Source organism: Uliginosibacterium silvisoli (genome assembly GCF_036017035.1).
Taxonomy (GTDB): domain Bacteria; phylum Pseudomonadota; class Gammaproteobacteria; order Burkholderiales; family Rhodocyclaceae; genus Viridibacterium; species Viridibacterium silvisoli.
On record NZ_JAYXHS010000003.1, the window covers coordinates 364,733 to 385,801 of the forward strand.

The following is a 21,069-nucleotide window of genomic DNA, read 5'->3' on the forward strand; positions in this document are numbered from 1 at the left end:
AATGTGAATTTATCAGGGCGATAACGATTATTTTCGATGGCAAGTACCCTCGGACAAATGCGAGGAAAACGCCGGCCAACGGAAGACGTCAGCTACTGCAGCCTAGCTGGCACTGCCCGGGACAGGCAGCAGGATTGAAAAGCTTGTGCCGACGCCACTGCGGGAGCGGCAGATCAGGCGGCCGCCGGCCTCGGCGATCAGGCTGCGCGTGACGGACAGACCCACACCGCCGTGCTCGCCGCCCTTGCTGCTGGCTTGCGGCAGCACGAGCGCCATTCCCTTGCGTGGCAGCCCTGGCCCGCTGTCTTCGACACAGACCTCGACCCATGCGCGGTCGTCCAGATTGATATCCAGCGTCGAGCGCAGATCAATCGTGCCGTGATGCACGATGGCCTCGGCCGCGTTCAGCACCAGATTGACGAGGATCTGCTTGAGCGCATCCGGCGGCACAGCGATCCGTGGCGCCGCCTCGGCAAGCTGCAGGCCAAGGCGTATGTCTTGCTGGATCAGCAGCGTTTCGTAGAACAGGCCTTCGACTTCACGCAACACCTCATTGGGCATGCAGCTGCTTGCGCCCGCTTCCTCCTCCACCGGCTGGCCCAACTTGCCCAGCAAGCGCTGGATGCGCCCGATCTCGGCACGCATCTGGCGCTGCATGTCGCGCACCGGCTGCGCGAGCGAGGCGTCCTTGTCGATGATGGCGAGGTAGTTGGAAATGACCGTCAGCGGATTACTGGCCTCGTGCGCAATACGTTTTGCATGCATGCGCTCTTTGGCAATGCCCTGCTCGACCGCCTTGGTGATCACCCCTTGCTGCTGCTCGAGACCAGCTGCGGCCGCGTGCGCAGCATCCACCATCAAGCCGATGAGCCTGCCGTCGGCGGCATCGACTGCGAGTGGTGAGCGCGCCGCGAGCGCAGCGAATAGGCAAGCCCCCTGGTGCCGATCAAATTGCCAAGGCAAGCATTCGAACTCGTCGACAGCAAGCTGGCGTGCCAGGAGCCAGTCCGCAGCCGATTGCGGACGCGCCGCAAGTGACGTCACGGCCTGCATGCAACGGCTGTCGGCATCGAACGTGGGAAGCTCGATATCCGGCACCAGATCGATGGCGGGATCGACGCGCAGCTGCTCATCCATCCCGGCGAGACTCAACAGCAACTCGCGTTGTCCCAGCAAGGCGCAACCTGCCCGCAGTCGCAAGGTTCTAACCTGCGTCGGCAAGCCACGGAAAGCCTCTTGCAGCAGGCTGGCCAGCATGGGTGCATGCAACACGGGTGTCGTGCCTGCCTGGCTCGCTCCAGCCTCGATGGCCATGCACTCGCTCGCCAGCTGGACGACCCAGGGTTCGGCCAGGCCTGTCAGCCTGACTGCATCTGCAACACGCTCAGGCTCTTCGGAAAGCAGGACGACAGCCGCACGCAACACCCGCACCAACCCCGGCATGGCAAGCACGAAGTTAACGTCGTCATGATGGAGCTCGATGGCCTCGGCCAGCCAGGGAATATCCAGAAACCCCTCGATTTGTGCCGCGAGCAAGCGGGCGTGATCACTGCCGTACTGGCGCATCTCGCCAGCCGCCAGTTGCTTCTCGCGCCCATCACTCACAGGGCCGGGATAGCCCACGCGCCAACACAGGCCCAGCTGCCCAAGGTTGTGCCAGAGCCCGGCAAGCCTGGCATGCGCCGGATCGCACAAACCGCTTTCTGCAGCCAGGCGCGACGCCAGCGTGGCAGTCCTGCGCGCATGAATGCCCAGCGTAGCGTAAGCCCCTTGCCGTGCATCCCCCCGCGCGGCGCAGACGTATAACCACAGGCATAGCAATTCATCGCCGACCTGCTCCACTGCAGCGCGCAGGGCAGTTTCGAATTTCTGCCCAGCCGTCACCTCCGGCACCGCCAGCAACAGCTGCAGACTGAATACCGGGCTTTCCTGCAAGCCAAGCAGCAAGGCCTCACGCGTCCACGCCCCGTGCCCCAACCGCGCAAACAGTTTCAGGGCTTCGTCAGCGCAGGCCGCATGAGGGCCCAGGATATGCAAGCGAGAAGAAGGGGCGGACCCGGCTCGGCGCACGGTGTAATTGTCTGAAAAACGAAGTAAACGATTCTAGGTGCCGCCCCCGAAGACAGGCGTGACAGGCTGCACGTACGACTCTACATGCGCGCCCCGTCCGTCTGCGCCCGACACACGGGCAGAATCGGTCAATCAATGCAAAAAAGCCGCTATGAAAGCGGCTCCCCCTGTTTTGCTCCAGCCTTGCCAGGGCTTACTTCAGGCCCAGCACATCCTGCATGTCGAACAAACCGCTCTTCCTCCCCTTCAGGAACAGCGCAGCGCGCATGGAGCCCGTTGCATAAGGCATGCGGCTCCCGGCTTTGTGCGAAATCTCGACGCGCTCCCCCAGCGCAGCGAACGTCACGGTGTGGTCGCCGACGATGTCGCCACCGCGCACCGTCGCAAAACCGATGGTTTGCGGATCGCGTTCGCCGGTCACGCCTTCACGGCCGTAAACAGCACATTCCTGCAGATTACGGCCAAGGCCCTGTGCCACCACTTCGCCCATGCGCAAGGCGGTCCCTGAGGGCGCGTCTACCTTGAAACGGTGATGGGCCTCATACACTTCGACGTCGTAGCCACTATTGAGAATCTGCGCAGCGACTTCCAGCAGCTTGAATACGGCATTCACTCCGACGGCCATGTTCGGTGCAAACACGACCGGAATGTCTTGCGCGGCAGCGCCAATCAACGCCTTCTCTTCCGGCTTGAAACCGGTAGTGCCGATCACCATCGCTTTGCCAGCCTGACGTGCTGCCTGCAGATGCAGGAGCGTCGCTTCAGGGCGTGTGAAATCGATCAGGCAATCCGCTACGGCAAATGCCGCCGCCACATCCGAACTGATCAGAACGCCGGTCGTGACGCCATTGAACTCCCCTGCATCGCGGCCAACCCATACGCTCCCATCGCGATCAAGCGCTGCCACGAGCTGCACTTCAGGTGTCTGCAGGGCGGCTTCGATCAGCATGCGCCCCATGCGGCCGGAGCTGCCGGCAATCGCGAGTTTGACTGTCATGGAATGTCCTGGAATGTCTTGAATACCAGGCCCGCAAGGGGCCTTGCTCAGAGGCGCGGCGCGCTTTGTGCGGCCGGCGCAGAAGCAGCCGAAGGTGCAGCAGGAATAGCCGCGATGACGTCGCCTTCGACGCTACTCAACTTGTTGTCCTTGAACAGCAAGGTGATGCGTCGGGTTTCGGCCGGTTTGCCACCCGCTGCGAAGCTGTAGATGTAGTCCCAGCGATTCGCGTGAAAGGGGTCTACCAGCAGCGGCGAGCCCATGACGAAGCGCACCTGCTCTTCAGTCATGCCCGGCGAGAGTTGGGCCGCCATCTCTTGTGTCACGTAGTTGCCCTGACGGATATCAATGCGGTACGGACGCAGTTTCTGCGTCACGCCACAGGCCGATATACCCAGCGCCACGACGGCGAGGAGCAGCAATTGACGACAGAGGGCGGAAGCCCCGATTGAGCGAATACTGAACATGAAAAATCCTGAGCGGGCCAGGTAGTTGGCGATGCATCGACCAGTAAATCCACTGGCACGTTCCACGCGGAAGCGCGAAACTATATCATAGCGCCCGATGGCGCCTGCCCTGCCGGGCGCTCTGCAGTCCGTCACGTTTTTTCACGCACCCTCACAACATTCGTCCCCGGAGCACACGATGGCAACCCCGCAAAGCCTCAAGAACATGGGCCTCAAGGCGACCTTGCCGCGTCTGAAGATCCTCGATCTGTTCCAGCGCAGCAACGAGCGCCACCTAACCGCGGAAGACGTGTATCGCCTGCTGCTGGCCGAAGATCTCGATGTCGGCCTGGCCACTATTTACCGCGTGTTGACGCAATTCGAAGAGGCCGGCCTGCTCAAGCGCCACCACTTCGAATCCGGCAAGGCCGTGTTCGAGCTCAACGAAGGCCATCATCACGATCACATCGTCTGTCTGAGCTGTGGCCGTGTCGAAGAGTTTTTCGACGAAAGCATCGAGGCACGCCAGCACGAAATCGCGGGCAAACTGGGCTTCACGCTGAGCGACCACGCCATGCATCTGTATGGCTTGTGCCACGCCTGTGCAGAAGCCAAGAAAAGCAAATAAGCCAACTCGGCGAAATAAAAAGGGACGCCGCGGCGTCCCTTTTCTTTTCTGCAGCAGCAGTTACATCACCGCGCCGATCTGCCATGGCAGGAATTCATCCTGCCCATATCCCATCACTTCGCTCTGCGTCTTCTCGCCCGAGGCGTAACGCACGATGGCATCGAAGATGCGCTTGCTGATTTCTTCCATCGGCACGCCATCCAGCAGATCACCGGTGTTCACGTCCATGTCCTCGCGCTGGCGATTCCACAGAACGTTATTGGTCGAGAACTTGATGGTCGGCACGCCGGCACAACCAAAGGCCGAACCACGGCCGGTCGTGAAGCAGATGACCTGCGCGCCGCCGGCCGCCTGACCCGTTGCCGAGACGGGGTCGTAACCGGGCGTGTCCATGTACACGAAGCCTTTTTCCGTCACCGGCTCGGCGTACTCATAGACGGCATTGAGGTTGGTCGTGCCACCCTTCGCAACGGCGCCGAGAGACTTCTCGAGAATCGTCGTCAGACCACCAACCTTGTTGCCCACCGAAGGGTTGTTGTCCATCTCCCCGCCATTGCGGCTGGTGTAGTCCTGCCACCAGCTGATGCGATCGAGCAGCTTTTCCGCCACCGCTGGTGTCGCAGCACGGCGCGTCAGCAAGTGCTCGGCGCCGTAGATTTCCGGCGTTTCGGACAGGATGGCGGTACCACCATTCGCGACCAGCATGTCGACCGCACCACCCAGGGCAGGATTGGCGGTGATGCCGGAATAGCCATCCGAACCACCACAGTTCAGACCGATGATGAGCTCGCTGACCGGCACCGGTTCGCGCTTGAATGCATTCGAGTTCGGCAACATGGCCGTCACCAGCTCGATGCCTTTGCGGATCGCGTGCGAGGTGCCGCCGAGGTCCTGGATATTCACGCTCTGCAGCATGCCCGGCTCCATGCCACCAAGCTGCTCGACCATCGGCGCGACCTGATTCACTTCGCAGCCCAAGCCAACGAACAAGGCACCTGCCGTATTCGGATGCACGGCGTAGCCGGTCAGCGTGCGGCGCAGCGCCAGCATGCCCTCGCCCTTGCTGTCCATGCCACAACCAGTCTGATGCACCAGGGAAATGACGCCGTCAATATTTGGATAGTCCTTCAGCAGCTCCGGCGTGAAGTGCTTGGCGATGTTGCGCACGACGGTGGCCGAGCAATTCACCGAGGCGATGACGGCAATGTAGTTGCGGGTGCCGACCTTGCCGTTGCGGCGCTTGTAGCCCATGAACGTTGCCGGCGAGCTCACCTTCGGCGAGTCGTGGCGGTCGGCACAGAAGGCATGGTCGCGCTCGAATTCGGCGACGGCCAGATTCTGCGTGTGCACGTGCTTGCCGATACCGATGTCCGACTTGGCAAAACCAATCACCTGGTTGTAGCGACGCACCGCTTCACCGGCCTTGATGTTGCGCGTGGCAACCTTGTGGCCCGGCGGGATCAGATCGTGAATAGCCAGGTCTTCCGAATCGATGCGATTGCCCGGCATGAGTTGCTGCGTGGCAATGATGACATCATCATTGGCGTGAAGGCGGATGGCGGCTTGAGGCATTTGGTTCTCCAACTGCACAAGGCAGTACTTCGGTATCAGGCGGGGACTTCAACAACGGGCCGCTGCGTAGGCGGCCCTTGATTCATTTCTAGCGCTTTTTAGAGCAACTCGTTGATAGCTGCTTTGACGCCTTCATCCTTGATGCGGTTCAAAGCCTTGGCAACCTGTGCAGCCAGACCGGGCACGGCTGTCAGGTCTTCACCCCACAGTGCTGTATTGGCGAGAACCTTCTGCACCAGCGCAGTCGCATCCTGACCCTCAGACCAGCCACTCCAGGCGTCGGCCAAAGCCTTGATGACGTCGGCGCTGTCCTTGATCGGATAGCTATTGGCGTCGCGCTTGCCGGTGTACTCGCCGTTCGCATCGCTCGTGCCGTGATAGAAATTCAGCAGCGCGGCGAGCGAGAACGACAGCAGCTTCGGCGCCGTGCCGTGCTTGGCCGCGTAATCCTTCAGCGTGGGCAACACGCGCACCTGCCACTTCGACACGGAATTCAGCGTGATCGAAATCAGCTCATGGCGGATGTAGCGATTGGCGAAACGCTCCATGATGGTCGCAGCGTATTGCTTGCGCTCCGCATCGGGCAGCGGCACGAAAGGCACGATCTCGTCGAACATCAGTGTGTTGAGATACTTCGACACGACGCTGTCGTCGATCATGCTCTGCACGGTGTCGAGGCCTGCGCTGTAGGCTGCCAGCGCACTCGCCGTATGCGCACCGTTGAGGATGCGCACCTTACGCGTGCGGTACGGTTGCAGATCGTCGGTCCACACCACGTCGAGGCCTGCCTTGTGCAAGGGCAGTTCGTCAGCCAGATGCTGCGGACCTTCGATCACCCACAGATGGAAAGGCTCGGCCGCCACCAGCAGCGTGTCTTCGTAGCCGAGGTCTGCGAACAGATCCTTTGCCTCGTTCGCCGGATAGCCCGGCACGATGCGATCGACCAGGGTGTTGAGGAAGTGGTTGTGCTTTTCGACCCACTGCACGAAAGCCTTGGGCAGTTTCCAGTCCTTGGCATGCTGCAGCACGAACTTGCGCAGCTTGGTGCCGTTGGCCTCGATCAGTTCGCAAGGCAGGAACACCAGACCGGTTTTCGCCGTGCCGCCGAGCACCTGGAAGCGCGCCCACAGCAGCGCCGCAACCTTGGCCGGAAAGCTTTGCGGGCATTCCGATGTCAGCGCTTCCTTCACGTAGGCGATGCCGGCTTCGGTCGTGTTGGACACGACGAAACGCAGCGCAGGATCGGACACGCAAGCCAGCAAGGCATCGCGATCCGTGTAGGGATTCAGCGAGTCGCGCACTGCGGTGATGACGCGCTTCGTTTTGACTTCCTTGCCGTCCTGCACACCACGCAGCAGCACGGTGTAGAGACCATCCTGATCGTTCAGCTTGCCGGCGATACCCTGGTTCAGCGGTTGCGCGATCGTGATGCGGCCATTCAGGAGGCCCGCGCCATTGGCGACATCGACCATCCAGTCGGCAAAGGCGCGCAGGAAATTGCCGTCGCCAATCTGCAGGATGCGTACTTCAGGAAGGGAATTCGAGGCGGCGACGTCCGCGCGTGCCGAAGAAAGCGTCTTGCGATTCAAGCCAGGCAAAGGTATCTCCCGTATTCAGCCGAGGTGATGACAATGGCCCGGCCGCATCTCGCAATTGCGTGCTGCCACCGGGCGTTTCAAGTGCATTTTGAGACCACGGACGAGCGCCCGTGAGTTGTCAGACAAAAAATGACAAATTTGTCGAATTATATCTGGTTGCCTGACAACCCGCCAAGTTTGCTGATGACTTCGAACGATGTTTCTCAGGTAAAGAAAAACACCGGCATGGCCTCACGCGGAATGATCGCGCCCGGATATTGCACGACGATGGAAGCGATCTTGTTGCCCGAGCGTGCGGCAACCTCCGGGGACTGTCCTTGCAGGCGTGCTGCCAGGTAACCGCCGGCGAAAGAGTCACCAGCGCCGGTGGTGTCGACCACCTTGGCTACTTTGAAGGTCGGCACCATGAAGGCTTCTTCGCCTCGCACGCGCACGATGGTCGGATCGACACCGCGCTTGATCACGACTTCGTCGCAGGTCAGCGAGAAAGCATGACTGAGGGCCGACTCTTCATCCAGGCCATACAGTGCGGCGTTGTCTTCCAGCGTGATCATCGCCAGATCTGCGTTGGCAAAAGCGCGGTCGTACCACGCAGCCGTATCGGGATCCCCACGCCACAAGCGCGGCCGGTAGTTGTTGTCAAAGAACACCTTGCCACCACGCGCACGCAATTTGTGGATCAGGTCGAACAGGCGCTCGCGCCCTGATTTGGGCAGCACGGCAAGGCTGATACCGCTGTAGTAAAGCGCGTCAAGCTCGTCGAGATGCGCTTCGAGCAAGCTCGGGTTATCGACGAAGTAGTCCTTGGCAGCGCTCATGTCGCGCCAGTAGTAGAAGGTGCGCTCGCCGTTTTCATCCACCTGGATGGTATAGAGGCCGGGCATCTTGCCTTCGTCGCAGCGCACCAGGCGCGTGTCGATGCTCTCTTCCGACCAGGCCTCGATCATGGCCTTGCTGTAGGCGTCCGTGCCGAGTTGGGTCGCGTAAGAAACGCGCACGCCGCCCTCGGTACCGAGTCGGGCGAGATACACCGCCGTGTTGAGCGTGTCTCCGCCGAAATTCTGTTGCATCGTGCCGAACATCTGGCCGCGCAGCTCGATCATGCATTCGCCGAACAGGGCGATACGACTGTGCTGTTTCATAGGGATGTGTTCGAAGTGTTACGGGGGTTTGTTGTTGTGCTCTTGTTGATCATCGTAGCGCCTGGAAACGGGCTTGCCGGCTGATGGGCGTCAGCAAACGGCGCCAAGGCCATCAATGTTTGCAAATGATGCCACCGGAAAGTCGACCGCACCTCCCCTTTGGTCAAATTTCATCGCGGTGCCCGCGAAAACCTGTATTGGCGAGTGTGCCGGGGATCCGGATTGCGGCGCGCTCAGGCAGGAATCTTGCCTGCGCCAGAGGGCAGCACAGCTTCTCGGCGTGACAAAATCACGAAAGCCGTTTTTTTCCGACTTTCGATCTAAATACAAAGACCTATGCTGCCGTTGAACATGATGCTGCAGTGTAGAATGTCGCCCTTATTACGAAAGTAATAAGCTTTGTTTCAGCCTCCGCTCGCCTTCGTCGAGCGCCCGCTGGCAAACCGGCAGCACCGCAGCACCCGGCAGCACTTCTTTATGCCTGGCCAATGAAACGGATGAGCCGAGTTTGACAGTAAGCACCAAGATCACTGTGACGCCCAAGCTGACAGCAGTCGCCAGCGAAGCCCCCGTTGCCCGTCGTGGCGAACGGTTGCGAGCCGTCGATTGCGTCAACACGGCGCTCGCCCAAGAATCCTTCAACGTTGCAGCGACAGCCGTAGCGAGCGAGCTGGCGCGCGCCTTCGACTGCGACCATGTAGTAATCGGCATGACCTACGGCGGTGCCTGCAAGCTGGTGGCCTGGTCAGGCGTGGCCGATCTGCGCCAGGAATTCCGTCTCGCCCGCATGGTGGCCGCCGCCATGGACGAGTCTGTAGACCAGAACGCAACGTTGCGTTATCCGCCGGAACCGGACGATCCGCCGCGAATCACCCTGATGCACGCCGAACTGGCCACAGCCGGAGTCGGCGAATCGGTGCTGACCATCCCGCTGGTCGCGCAACGTCGCATCGTCGGCGCCATGAGCTTCATCCGCGAGCGCAAGGTGCCGTGGCCGCACGACGAGATTGCCAGCCTCGAGAACCTCGGCAGCGTCATCGGCCCGGTGCTCGACCTGAAGCTGCGCAGCCAGGATTCGGCCTTCGCGCGCTTGCGCCGCGACCTCACTGCCTTTGGTCACCGCTTGACCAAGCCCGGCCACTACCGGACAAAGCTCGTCACATGTGGTTTGCTGGCCCTGCTCTCTGCCGCGCTGCTGATTCCGGTAGATGCCAATGTCACCGCTCCCGCAAAGCTGGAAGGTCTGATCCAGCGCAGCGTAACGGCGCCGGTCGACAGCTTCATCAAGGAAGTCTTCGTCCGCCCGGGTGATACGGTCGGTCAGGGCCAGTTGCTGTTGGTGCTCGCCGATCAGGAGTTGCGCAACGAACAACGTCGCCTCGAAAGCGCCCTGGCGCGCTTCCGCAGCGAGCACGCCAGCGCTTTCGCGCAGCAGGATCGCGCCAAGATGGTGGAAGCACAGGCGCGCGTCGACGAGACCGGCGCCCAACTCGCGCTGATCGAGGAGCAACTGGCGCGCACGCAGGTCACGGCGCCGTTCGATGGCCTGGTGATCCAGGGCGACCTGCAGCAGCAGATCGGTGCCCCTGTCCGTCGCGGCGACGCGCTGATGGTGCTGGCGCCAAACGATGGTTTCCGCATCGTGCTGCAGATCGAAGATCGCGACATCAAATCAATCAAACCCGGCATGCAGGGCCGCCTGACGCTGTCGGCCATGCCTTATGAGCCGCTGAAGGTGACGATCGAACGCGTCACGCCGCTGGCGCGTTTCGTCGATGGGCATAACGTCTTCGAAGTGCAGGCCGCCTTGCAGAAAGGCCTGCCAGGTTTGCGGCCAGGCCTCGAAGGTGTCGCCAAGATTTCGCTCGAGCGTCGCCCGGTGGCCCTGCTGTTCGGCGGTCGCCTGATGGAATGGGTGCGCTTCCATCTGTGGACGTTGTTCGGGTGATGAAGGTCTGCCATGGCTGAGTCACTTTTCAGTCCTTACTGGTATCGCGCCGCGCAGCTGCACCCTCGTCTGGTCAGTAGTGCCGATGTACGTCGCCAGGTGTTTCGCGGCGAGCAGTGGTACGTGGTCACCAGCGCAACCGGTGGGCGGCAGTTCCGCGTGAATAGTCTCGGCTACCAGATCGTCGGCCGTCTCGACGGGCGCCAGTCGGTGCAGGAGATCTGGGATTCGCTGGTGCGCCAGATGGGCACCGAAGCGCCTTCGCAACACGAAGTGCTGTCGATCCTCTCCGAGCTGACCGCAGCCGGCATGATCCAGAGCGAATATTCGCCTGACCTCGGCAGCATCTTCGACGCGGCCGAACGCCGCCGCAAGACGCAGAACCAGCTCAATCCGATGGCGCTCAAGGTGCCGCTGTTCGACCCGACGCCGCTGCTGGATGCGCTCGAACCGCTGATCCACCGCTTGTTCAAGCGCTGGATGTTGATCCTGTGGGCGCTGTGTATTGGCGCGGGCGTGGTCGTCGCCGCCATGAACTGGCCGGAGCTGTCGAACTACGCCAGCATCAACAGCCTGACCGCGCGCAACATGCTGCTGATGTGGCTGCTCTACCCGATCATCAAACTCATTCACGAGTTGGCGCATGCCGCTGCCATACGCTTCTGGCAGGGCGAAGTACGCGAGGTCGGCGCCACGCTGTTCCTGCTGGTGCCGGTGCCATATGTCGATGCCTCCGCTGCATCCGGTTTTCCCGACAAGCGCCATCGCATGCTGGTCAGTGCCATGGGCGTCATCGCCGAAACCAGCATCGCACTCATCGCGCTCGGCGTATGGCTGAGCGTCAGCGACGGCTGGGTCCGCAATATCGCATTTGCATGCATGCTGATCGGGGGGTTGTCCACCGTGCTGGTCAATGCCAATCCGCTGATGCGCTACGACGGCTACTACGTGCTCACCGACTGGCTGGAACTGCCGGGCCTTGCCACGCGCTCCGATGCCTGGCTGCGCTACCTCGGCGAGCGCTGGCTGCTCGGCAACGCATCGCTGCCACCACCACCCGGCTCCGCCAATCAGCGCAGCTGGCTGTTCGGCTACGGCGTGGCGGCACTGGTGTATCGACTCATGCTCTACGCGGGCATGATCCTGTGGCTGTTGGCAAAACAGGTACTGCTCGGCGTCGCGCTGGCTTTGTGGATGGCCTGGCGCTACGCCGCGCGGCCGATCTGGCAGGTAACGCGTCTGGTGTGGTCGGATCAGCGCCTGTCACGCCATCGCATGCGCGCCATCGCCGGCTTCAGCGTGGCCGCGGTGGCGCTGGTCACCGTCGTGTTCATCCTGCCGATGCCTTACACCACGATGGCTGAAGGCGTGGTGTGGGTGCCGGATGACGCTGTCGTGCGCAACGAGACGGAAGGCTTCGTCGAAGAGGTGTATGTGCAGGACGACGCCATGGTCACCGCCGGCCAGCCGCTGGTGCGCCTCGGCAATCACGAGCTGGAATCCGAACGCGAACAGCTGGCGACGCGCATCAGCAGCAATGCCACGGCCTTCAACGCGGCCCTGATGCAGCAACCCGGCTTGGCGCTGGCACTGCAAGAGGCGCAGGAAAAACTGCAGCAGCGCATGACCGAGCTGGATGAAAAGCTCGCGCATCTGGTCATCACCAGCCCGGTCAGCGGTCGACTGGCCCTACCGCGCTCGCAGGACCTGCCCGGCCGCTTCCTGTCGCGCGGCAGCACGCTGGCGCATGTCGTCGCGCCAGACAAGGTGGTCGTGCGCGCGGTACTGCCGCAAGCCGATGTCGCCGAACTGCGGCGCCCGCCGAAACACATCGACGTGCGTATGGCCGAGGATCGCCTGCAGCCACTCGAAGCCCATGTTGGGGGCCACGGTGCACCGGCCGCGAGCTTCCAGTTGCCGAGTGTGGTGCTGGGCGATCGCGCCGGCGGCAGCATCGTGACGGACCCGGCCGATCAGGAAGGCCTGCGCACGCTGGAATCCTTCTTCGTGCTGGATCTCGACGTGGTCGGTGCGAAGCTGCAACGCATCGGCAGCCGTGTCTGGATCCGCTTCGAGCATGCGCGCGAGCCACTCGCCGTACAGTGGTCGCGGCGCATCCGGCAACTTCTCGTCAAGCAGATCGGTTCGGGTTCGACCGACTTGCCCACCCCGCTGCCCTGATCGCCCAGCGACGATATGCGCAAGGCCTCCATCCCTGCTCCGGGTCACCTGTTCGGCCCCTACCCTGAGAGTACGTCAGCCCCTGCAGTGCCGTCCGTGCTGGCCGCAGCGCAGGCGCACGCGGGCGGCACGCGGCTGATCGCGCGCTGGCAACGCCAGCGCTTGCTGCGCCAGGTTGCACGTGTGCGCAAGTACCAGGCAGGCATGCCCGGCTTTCCCGGTGCGGAGCTGCGCCGCGCCATGAACGAAGCGCGCGCCGAGATGGCGCGCGATGGTTTCGCCTCGGAAGCCACGCTGCGCTGCATGGCCGGCGTGCTCAGCTGCATTCGCGCAGTGAGCGGCCACGTGCTGCGCGACAACCAGATCATGGCGGCCCTCACCGTGTTGCGCGGCGAGTTGGCCGAGATGCCTACCGGCGAAGGCAAGACCCTGTCGACCGCGCTGGCAGCTGCCACGGCAGCGCTGGCAGGCGTGCCGGTACACGTCATCACCTCGAACGATTACCTCGCTGCGCGCGATGCCGAACAGATGCGCCCGCTGTATCGCCTGCTCGGTCTGTCGGTGTCAGCGATCAAGCAGGAATTCAAACGCGACGAACGTATCGAAGCCTACGCCTGCAACCTGACCTATTGCAGCGCCAAGGAACTGGTCTTCGACTACCTGCGCGATCGCATGTCGCCGATGCCGAAGCTGCCCGACGATGACCTCGGCATGAGCGCACCGACACGTGTGCTGCGCGGCCTGTGCATGGCCATCATCGACGAAGCCGACAGCGTGCTCATCGACGAAGCGCTGACGCCCTTCATCCTCTCCGAGTCGTACAAGGAAGCCGCGCAGGTCCGGCTGTGTACGCTGGCCCTGCAGATCGCCGAGCGCCTGCAACCGGGCCCCGACTATCACCCACAAGCGGGCGGCATGGAACTCAGCGCCGCGGGCCGCGCCGTCATCGCCGAGCAGGTCGATAGCAACGAGCACGCGCTGTGGGCGATTCCGCGCTATCGCGAAGAGCTGGTGCAGCTCGCGCTGACGGCATTGCGCATTTTCAAGCGCGACGAGCACTACATCGTGCGCGACGGCAAGGTGCACATCGTCGATGCCAACACGGGCCGCGTGGCCGAAGGGCGTGCCTGGTCGCGCGGCCTGCAGCAGATGGTCGAGATCAAGGAAGGCTGCAAGCCCTCGCCGGCCACGCGTGTGATGGCGCAGATCACCTTCCAGCGCTTCTTTCCGCGCTATTACCGCATCGGCGGCATGAGCGGCACGCTGGCCGAGGCACGCCGCGAATTGCTCGAGGTGTATGGGCTGCCGGTGGTGAAGATTCCCAGCCACAAGACCTCACAGCTGCACATCAGCCCGCCACGCGTCTATCCCTCAGCCGCGCGGCGCTGGGCCTACGTGCTGGATGTCGTCAAGGCGCGCCACGCCAGCGGCCAACCCGTGCTGATCGGCACCGACTCGGTCCGCGATTCCGAATTCCTCAGCCAGATGCTGGCCGCGGAGGGCCTGTCGCATCGCGTGCTGAACGCACGCCAGGACCGCGAAGAGGCCGAGCTGGTATCGCACGCCGGTCGTTACGGCGCGATCACCGTCGCCACCAATATGGCCGGCCGCGGCACCGACATCCACATTGCGCCGGAGATCGCCAGCATCGGCGGCCTGCACGTCATCTCCTGCCAGCACAACAGCGCCAAGCGCATCGACCGCCAGCTGTATGGCCGTGCCGCGCGCCAGGGCCAGCCCGGCAGCGCAGAGGCCGTCCTATCGCTGGAAGAAGGCCTGCTGGGCCGCACACTCAACCCAACCATTTGTCACATTCTGTGCATCCGGCTCAGGTCGGATGGCACCCTGCCGTTATCTGTTGCGAGGGCCCTGTTCCGGCTTGCGCAATGGCTTGAAGAAAATCGCTCCCGCAAGGCGCGTAAACAATTGCGCGCGCAGGACGTCGCAATGCAGCAAAGAATGCATTTCGGCTTGCCCTCGGAGTAGCTCCAGAGACCCATACATGACACGACCCTTTACCGTTTCCGCACTCGCCTCACTCCTGTTCGTGCTCGCCACGGCACAGGCAGCGCCGCCGCCTGCCAATGCCTCGGCCCCGACAACCGACGCCGCCACGCGCTCCGCCTGGGCCGCGGGATCGGCTGCCAGCAGCGCACGCGCACGCGAAGAGTTGCTCGGCTGTCTGCTCGCCCCCACGGCCGAGGCCGAAGTGGGCAGCCCGGTAATCGGCGTGCTGTCGCGCGTACTCGTAGAGCGCGGTGACCGCGTGAAGAAAGGCCAGGCCGTCGCCCAGCTGATGGACGATGTCGAACGCGCCTCGGCCGATGCTGCCGCGCAACGCTTCGAAAATCGCGCCGAGATCGCCGCGGCAAAATCCGCCTACGAATTCGCCCAGAAGAAAGCCGACCGCGCACGCGAGCTGGTCGACAAGCAATTCATCTCGCCGCAAGCCCTCGAGCAGGCCGACTCCGAAGCCAAGGTCGCCGCCATGCGCTATGCGCAAGCCCAGGAACAACGCGTCGTGGCGCGCCAGGAGATGGCCGTGGCACGCGCCCAGCTCGGGCAACGCACGATCACCTCGCCGATCACCGGCGTCGTGACCGACCGCTACATGTCGGCCGGCGAACGCGTCGAGCAGAAGGCGATCGCCAAGATCGTGCAGATCGATCCGCTGCGTGTCGAAGTCGTCGCGCCTGCCACCCGTTTCAATTCGATCCGCCCCGGCAGCACGGCGCGCGTCACACCTGACCTCGCAGGCAGCACCGAGCGTGTCGCCAGGGTCGTACTTGTGGACCCGGTGATCGACGCTGCAAGTAACACGTTCCGCGTACGCCTCGAATTGCCGAACCCGGGCTACGCCGTGCCATCCGGCCTGCGCTGCAAGATCGTATTCGGCGAGTAAGACTCCACGGACTGACACAGAACCAGACCGCAACCAGCACAAGGAAACAGGATGGGGCATGCCGATCTCGGCGCAAGGCTCAAACGTTTTTTCTCCCGCCGCAAGGGAGAGAAAACGTCGACGCCTGCGCGCGAGCTGACGCCAGCCACCCCACCGCGCCGCGCAATCTTCGAAGAGGTTGAAGCGCGCATCCTTTTCTCGGCCGACGTCGCGCCCGGCGTGAGTGATGGCACGAGCGCCGAAGTCCGCATCATCGACAGCGAAGCCGATGCCCCGGCTGCAACGCCGGCCGTCGTCACTTATCAGCAACAGGGAGATGCCTGGGTCAATCCGTATTCGGACCCCTACAGCGCGGCGACCGCAGCAAGCACGGCCACCCAGCCAGGACAGCAGCTCGTCTTCATAGACACCACCGTCGAACACTGGGAAGAGTTGCTGGCCGACGTGCAGAAGTCACAGCCAGATGCGGAAGTGTTCGTGCTCGACGCCACGCGCGACGGTATCCAGCAGATCACCGATATGCTGGCCGGGCGCAACGACATCGCCGCCATCCACGTCATCTCGCACGGCTCGGCCGGAAATCTGGTGATCGGCAGCTCCCTGGTCGACAACATCACGCTGGGCGCTTATGCGGAAAGCATCAGCTCCTGGCGTGGCGCGCTGAGCGAAGATGCCGACATCCTGTTCTACGGTTGCGATGTCGCCGCCAATGAGTCCGGCCAGCAACTGATCGACCAGATCAGCACGCTCACCGGGGCCGACACTGCGGCCAGTACCGACGTCACCGGCAACACCGCGCTCGGCGGCAACTGGACGCTGGAATACACGCACGGCCAGATCGAAACGGCGGTCATTCTCGATGCCGCTGCTCAGCAAAGCTGGATGGGCACGATGGCCATCTCGCTCGACGCCGTCAGCTCATCAGCCACCAGTGGCAACGCGACCAGCCTCACCTGGTCCCATACCGTTGGCAGCGGCTCCAACGGCATCCTCATCGTCGAGATTGCCCTGCGTTATAACGCAGGCGCGTCATCGGTTACCTACGGCGGCACCGCCCTGACCAAGCTCAGCTCCGTCACCGATGGCGGCGGCATCGTCACCGCCGAGCTGTGGTACCTCAAGGCGCCCGCCAGTGGCACCAAGAGCATCGTCGTCACCTTGCCGACGACCCACGAGTTCGTGGCAGGCGCAACCAGCTTCTTCAACGTCAACCAGACGACTCCGTTCGGCACAGCGGCGACCAACGACGGCAGCGGCACAACGGCCAGCGTCACGGCATCGTCAGCCAGCGGTGAAATCGTCGTGGCAGTGGCGGCCTCCCGCCAGAACAGCAGTTCGTCAGTGGGCAGCGGCCAGACAGAATTGTGGACCGAGCAGAACGGCACCTTGAGCGCCGACGCCTGGGGCAGCACCACGAGCAAGGCCGGCGCCGCATCGGTTGCGTCGTCGTGGACCATCAGCAGCAGCGAATGGGCCGCGACCGCGGTGTCGCTCAAGGCCACACCGAACAATGCCCCGACCACGACGATCACGCCAACCAGCTACACGGCAACCGAGCAGGTCTCGCTCACCCTGCAAGGTACGGGCATCACCGTCGCTGACGCGGACAACGATCCACTGACGGTTACCATTTCCACCGGCAACAGCAGTTCGCAATTCACGGCCGCCGTCGGCACGACCGGGGTCACCATCGTGTCGGGCAACACGTCCAACGCGCTCGTACTGTCAGGCACGGCCGCCCAGCTCAATAACTTCTTCGCCGGCAACGGCGGCGCCACCTTCTCGTTCCGCATGCCCGGTGACACGCCCGCGGCATCGGTCACGATGACGATCTCGACCTCTGATGGTGTGGCCTCAGGCAGCGACACGGCAACGATCAACATTACTGCTGTCAATGACGCCCCAACCGTCACCATCACGACCGACCCCTACAGCGCGACCGAACAGACTTCGCTGACACTGCAGGGTACGGGCATCTCTATTGCAGACGTCGACGCAGGAGCCTCCAGCGTCACCGCGACCATCTCGGTCGCCAGCGGTACGCTGACCGTAGCCGCAGGCAGCACGGGTGCGGGCGTCTCGGGCTCTGGCACAAACACGATCACGCTGACCGGTACGCTCACGCAGATCAACAACCTGCTGGCCGGCAACAATAGCGGCACGCTGACCTACATCTACAGCGGCGATGCGCCACCCGCCAGCGACACGCTGACCGTCAGCGTCAATGACGGTGGCAACACCGGTACCGGCGGTGCCAAGACCGGCTCTGACTCCACGACCATCAACATCACGGGAGTGAACGATGCGCCGGTGCTGTCAGGCACCAACAACTTCAGCGCGATCAACGAAGACAACACCACCAGCGGCGGCACGCTGGTCTCGTCGCTGGTGTCCGGCAAGATTACCGAGCCGGATGGCGGCAGCACCTATGGCATTGCCGTCACGGCCGTCGATAACACCAACGGCACCTGGCAATACACCACCAACGGCGGCAGCAACTGGAGCAGCTTCGGCAGCCCGTCGAACACCGCTGCGCGCCTGCTGGCCGCCGATGCCAACACCTACATCCGCTTCGTCCCGAACACCGACTGGAGCGGCACGGCCACCATTACCTATCGCGCATGGGACCAGACCAGCGGCACGGCGGGCAGCACGCTCAGCACCAACAGCAACGGCGGCTCAACAGCCTTCAGCACGGCCACGGCGTCTCCCAGTATCACGGTCAATGCGGTCAATGACGCCCCGGTCGTCACCAACACCTCCAGCACGCTGGCATACACCGAGAATGCGGCTGCCACAATCATCGACAGCGCGCTGACCATCAGCGACGTGGATAGCACCACTCTGACCGGCGCGACCATCACGATCAGCGCCAACTACTCCTCGTCGCAGGATGTGCTGGCCTTCACCAACCAGCTGGGCATCACCGGCTCGTGGAACTCCGGCACCGGCGTACTGACCCTGAGCGGCACCACCACGGTCGCCAACTACCAGACCGCGCTGCGCTCGATCACCTACTACAACAGCAGCGACAACCCGAGCACCTCAACCCGCACAGTCACCTTCACGGTCAACGATGGCAGTGCGACAGGCTCGGATACACGCGACATCAGCGTCACGGCCGTCAATGATGCGCCGGTCGTGACCACGACCGGGACGACCCTCAGCTACACGGAGAATGCGGCCGCCACGGCCATAGACAACGCGCTGACGATCAGCGACGCCGACAGCACCAACATGACTGGCGCGACCATCACGATCAGCGCCAACTACTCCTCGTCGCAGGACGTGCTGGCCTTCACCAACCAGCTGGGCATCACCGGTTCGTGGAACTCCGGTACTGGCGTACTGACCCTGAGCGGCACCACCACGGTCGCCAACTACCAGACCGCGCTGCGTTCCATCACTTACTACAACAGCAGCGACAACCCGAGCACCGCGACGCGCACTGTCACCTTCACGGTCAACGATGGCGCCACCACCGGCTCGAACACCCGCAACATCAGCGTGACGGCAGTGAACGATGCACCGGTCGTGACGACCACTGGCAGCACGCTGGCATACACCGAGAACGCCGCCGCCACGGCCATCGACAACGCGCTGACGATCAGCGACGCCGACAGCACCAACATGACCGGCGCGACGATCACGATCAGCGCCAACTATTCGTCGTCGCAGGACGTGCTGGCCTTCACCAACCAGTTGGGCATCACCGGCTCATGGAACTCCGGCACCGGCGTACTGACCCTGAGCGGCACCACAACCGTCGCCAACTACCAGACCGCGCTGCGCTCCATCACCTACTACAACAGCAGCGACAACCCGAGCACCGCGACACGCACCGTCACCTTCACGGTCAACGATGGCGCCACCACCGGCTCAAACACCCGCAACATCAGCGTAGCAGCCGTGAACGATGCACCGGTCGTGACGACCACTGGCAGCACGCTGGCATACACGGAGAACGCCGCCGCAACGGTCATCGACAACGCACTGACCGTCAGCGACGCCGACAACACCAACATGACCGGCGCTACGATCACGATCAGCGCCAACTATGCCTCCGGCCAGGACGTGCTGGCCTTCACCAACCAGCTGGGCATCACTGGCTCGTGGAACTCCGGTACTGGCGTACTGACCCTGAGCGGTACCACCACCGTCGCCAACTACCAGACCGCGCTGCGTTCGATCACCTACTACAACAGCAGCGACAACCCGAGCACAGCGACCCGCACCGTCACTTTCGCAGTCAACGACGGCAGCACGACAGGGTCGGGCACGCGTGACATCAGTGTTGCAGCCGTCAACGATGCGCCGGTCGTGACCACCACCGGCAGCACGCTGGCCTACACGGAAAACGCCGCAGCCACGGCCATCGACAACGCGCTCACCGTCAGCGACGCCGACAGCACCAACATGACCGGCGCGACGATCACGATCAGCGCCAACTATGCCTCCGGTCAGGACGTGCTGGCCTTCACCAATCAGCTGGGCATCACGGGCTCGTGGAACTCCGGCACTGGCGTGCTCACGCTTTCAGGCACCACCACGGTCGCCAACTACCAGACCGCGCTGCGCTCCATCACCTACTACAACAGCAGCGACAGCCCGAGCACTGCGACGCGTACCGTCACATTCACCGTCAACGACGGCAGCACGACCGGCAGCAACACCCGCAACATCAGCGTCACCGCAGTGAACGATGCGCCGACCGGCGCCGACAAGACCATCACGACGAACGAGGACACGGCCTACACCTTTGCCGCCTCCGACTTCGGTTTCTCTGACGTCGATAGCGGTGACTCGCTCAGCGCCGTGCGCTTCGATACGGTGCCGGCCGTGGGTACCTTCACCTACTCCGGCGGCACTGTCACGGCGGGCACCATCCTCACAACCGCGCAGCTCTCCACGCTGGTGTTCACACCTGCCGCGAATGCCAATGGCAATAGCTACGCCAGCTTCACCTTCAGCGTACGTGACCAGAGCAGCGTCTATGACGCCTCGCCCAATACGATCACTTTCAATGTCACGCCGGTGAACGATGCACCGACCGGCGCTGACAAGACCATCACGACCAACGAGGACACGGCCTACACCTTTGCCGCCTCCGACTTCGGCTTCTCCGATGTCGATAGCGGTGACTCGCTCAGCGCCGTGCGCTTCGATACGGTGCCGGCCGTGGGTACCTTCACCTACTCCGGCGGCACCGTCACGGCGGGCACGATCCTCACGACTGCGCAGCTCTCGACCCTGGTATTCACGCCTGCCGCGAATGCCAACGGCAACAGCTACGCCAGCTTCACCTTCAGCGTACGTGACCAGAGCAGCGTCTATGACGCCTCGCCCAACACGATCACTTTCAATGTCACGCCGGTGAACGATGCCCCGACCGGTACTGACAAGACCATCACGACCAACGAGGACACGGCCTACACCTTTGCCGCCTCCGACTTCGGCTTCTCTGACGTCGATAGCGGTGACTCGCTCAGCGCCGTGCGCTTCGATACGGTGCCGGCCGTGGGTACCTTCACCTACTCCGGCGGCACCGTCACGGCGGGCACGATCCTCACGACTGCGCAGCTCTC

12 protein-coding genes are annotated in these 21,069 nt (G+C 63.0%); 6 read left to right on the forward strand and 6 right to left on the reverse strand.

Annotated features, from left to right (window positions below; all coding sequences use genetic code 11):
- Positions 1-102: 102 nt before the first annotated feature.
- The 3 genes from VVD49_RS16455 to VVD49_RS16465 form a co-directional block, all read right to left on the reverse strand.
- Positions 103-1,947: an ATP-binding protein gene (locus VVD49_RS16455; protein ID WP_327600298.1), complete on the reverse strand. Its 1,845-nt coding sequence runs from the start codon at positions 1,945-1,947 to the stop codon at positions 103-105.
- A 316-nt stretch (positions 1,948-2,263) separates the two neighbouring features.
- Positions 2,264-3,067: a 4-hydroxy-tetrahydrodipicolinate reductase gene (gene dapB, locus VVD49_RS16460; protein ID WP_327600299.1), complete on the reverse strand. Its 804-nt coding sequence runs from the start codon at positions 3,065-3,067 to the stop codon at positions 2,264-2,266.
- Positions 3,068-3,114: 47 nt separating this feature from the next.
- Positions 3,115-3,534 carry an outer membrane protein assembly factor BamE gene (locus VVD49_RS16465; RefSeq protein WP_327600300.1) on the reverse strand — a complete coding sequence of 140 codons (420 nt, stop codon included), beginning with the start codon at positions 3,532-3,534 and terminating at the stop codon, positions 3,115-3,117.
- Between the two features lie 178 nt (positions 3,535-3,712).
- Between VVD49_RS16465 and fur the strand changes: the two genes are divergently transcribed.
- Entirely contained in the window at positions 3,713-4,141 is a 429-nt protein-coding gene (fur, locus tag VVD49_RS16470; protein WP_327600301.1) for a ferric iron uptake transcriptional regulator, read from the forward strand.
- A gap of 60 nt (positions 4,142-4,201) precedes the next feature.
- Here the strand turns inward: fur and VVD49_RS16475 are convergent, their stop codons facing one another.
- The 3 genes from VVD49_RS16475 to VVD49_RS16485 all read right to left on the reverse strand — a co-directional run bounded on the left by VVD49_RS16475 (position 4,202) and on the right by VVD49_RS16485 (position 8,453).
- Positions 4,202-5,713: a UxaA family hydrolase gene (locus VVD49_RS16475; protein ID WP_327600302.1), complete on the reverse strand. Its 1,512-nt coding sequence runs from the start codon at positions 5,711-5,713 to the stop codon at positions 4,202-4,204.
- A gap of 98 nt (positions 5,714-5,811) precedes the next feature.
- Positions 5,812-7,311, reverse strand: a complete 1,500-nt coding sequence (locus VVD49_RS16480; RefSeq protein ID WP_327600303.1) for a tagaturonate reductase — start codon at positions 7,309-7,311, stop codon at positions 5,812-5,814.
- Positions 7,312-7,514: 203 nt separating this feature from the next.
- Positions 7,515-8,453, reverse strand: coding sequence for a sugar kinase (locus VVD49_RS16485; protein WP_327600304.1), 939 nt, complete (start codon positions 8,451-8,453; stop codon positions 7,515-7,517).
- Between the two features lie 508 nt (positions 8,454-8,961).
- Here VVD49_RS16485 and VVD49_RS16490 point away from each other — a divergent pair.
- From VVD49_RS16490 to VVD49_RS16510, 5 genes are all read left to right on the forward strand, one after another.
- Positions 8,962-10,401: a GAF domain-containing protein gene (locus tag VVD49_RS16490; protein WP_327600305.1), complete on the forward strand. Its 1,440-nt coding sequence runs from the start codon at positions 8,962-8,964 to the stop codon at positions 10,399-10,401.
- Between the two features lie 12 nt (positions 10,402-10,413).
- A complete protein-coding gene (locus VVD49_RS16495; protein WP_327600306.1) occupies positions 10,414-12,582 on the forward strand; it encodes a PqqD family peptide modification chaperone in 2,169 nt (722 codons plus the stop codon).
- 15 nt (positions 12,583-12,597) lie between these two features.
- Positions 12,598-14,568, forward strand: coding sequence for a preprotein translocase subunit SecA (locus VVD49_RS16500; RefSeq protein ID WP_327600307.1), 1,971 nt, complete (start codon positions 12,598-12,600; stop codon positions 14,566-14,568).
- A gap of 16 nt (positions 14,569-14,584) precedes the next feature.
- Positions 14,585-15,484 (forward strand): efflux RND transporter periplasmic adaptor subunit, encoded by a 900-nt coding sequence (locus VVD49_RS16505; RefSeq protein ID WP_327600308.1) that lies wholly within the window; start codon positions 14,585-14,587, stop codon positions 15,482-15,484.
- 51 nt (positions 15,485-15,535) lie between these two features.
- A partial coding sequence (locus tag VVD49_RS16510; RefSeq protein WP_327600309.1) for a DUF4347 domain-containing protein occupies positions 15,536-21,069 on the forward strand: 5,534 nt, incomplete at its 3' end.

Excerpts from the sequence above, each read along its gene's own strand:
- dapB (WP_327600299.1), bottom strand. The coding sequence starts at position 3,067 with ATGACAGTCAAACTCGCGATTGCCGGCAGCTCCGGCCGCATGGGGCGC.
- VVD49_RS16495 (WP_327600306.1), top strand. The coding sequence starts at position 10,414 with ATGGCTGAGTCACTTTTCAGTCCTTACTGGTATCGCGCCGCGCAGCTG.
- VVD49_RS16465 (WP_327600300.1), bottom strand. The coding sequence starts at position 3,534 with ATGTTCAGTATTCGCTCAATCGGGGCTTCCGCCCTCTGTCGTCAATTG.
- VVD49_RS16485 (WP_327600304.1), bottom strand. The coding sequence starts at position 8,453 with ATGAAACAGCACAGTCGTATCGCCCTGTTCGGCGAATGCATGATCGAG.
- VVD49_RS16475 (WP_327600302.1), bottom strand. The coding sequence starts at position 5,713 with ATGCCTCAAGCCGCCATCCGCCTTCACGCCAATGATGATGTCATCATT.
- fur (WP_327600301.1), top strand. The coding sequence starts at position 3,713 with ATGGCAACCCCGCAAAGCCTCAAGAACATGGGCCTCAAGGCGACCTTG.
- VVD49_RS16505 (WP_327600308.1), top strand. The coding sequence starts at position 14,585 with ATGACACGACCCTTTACCGTTTCCGCACTCGCCTCACTCCTGTTCGTG.
- VVD49_RS16500 (WP_327600307.1), top strand. The coding sequence starts at position 12,598 with ATGCGCAAGGCCTCCATCCCTGCTCCGGGTCACCTGTTCGGCCCCTAC.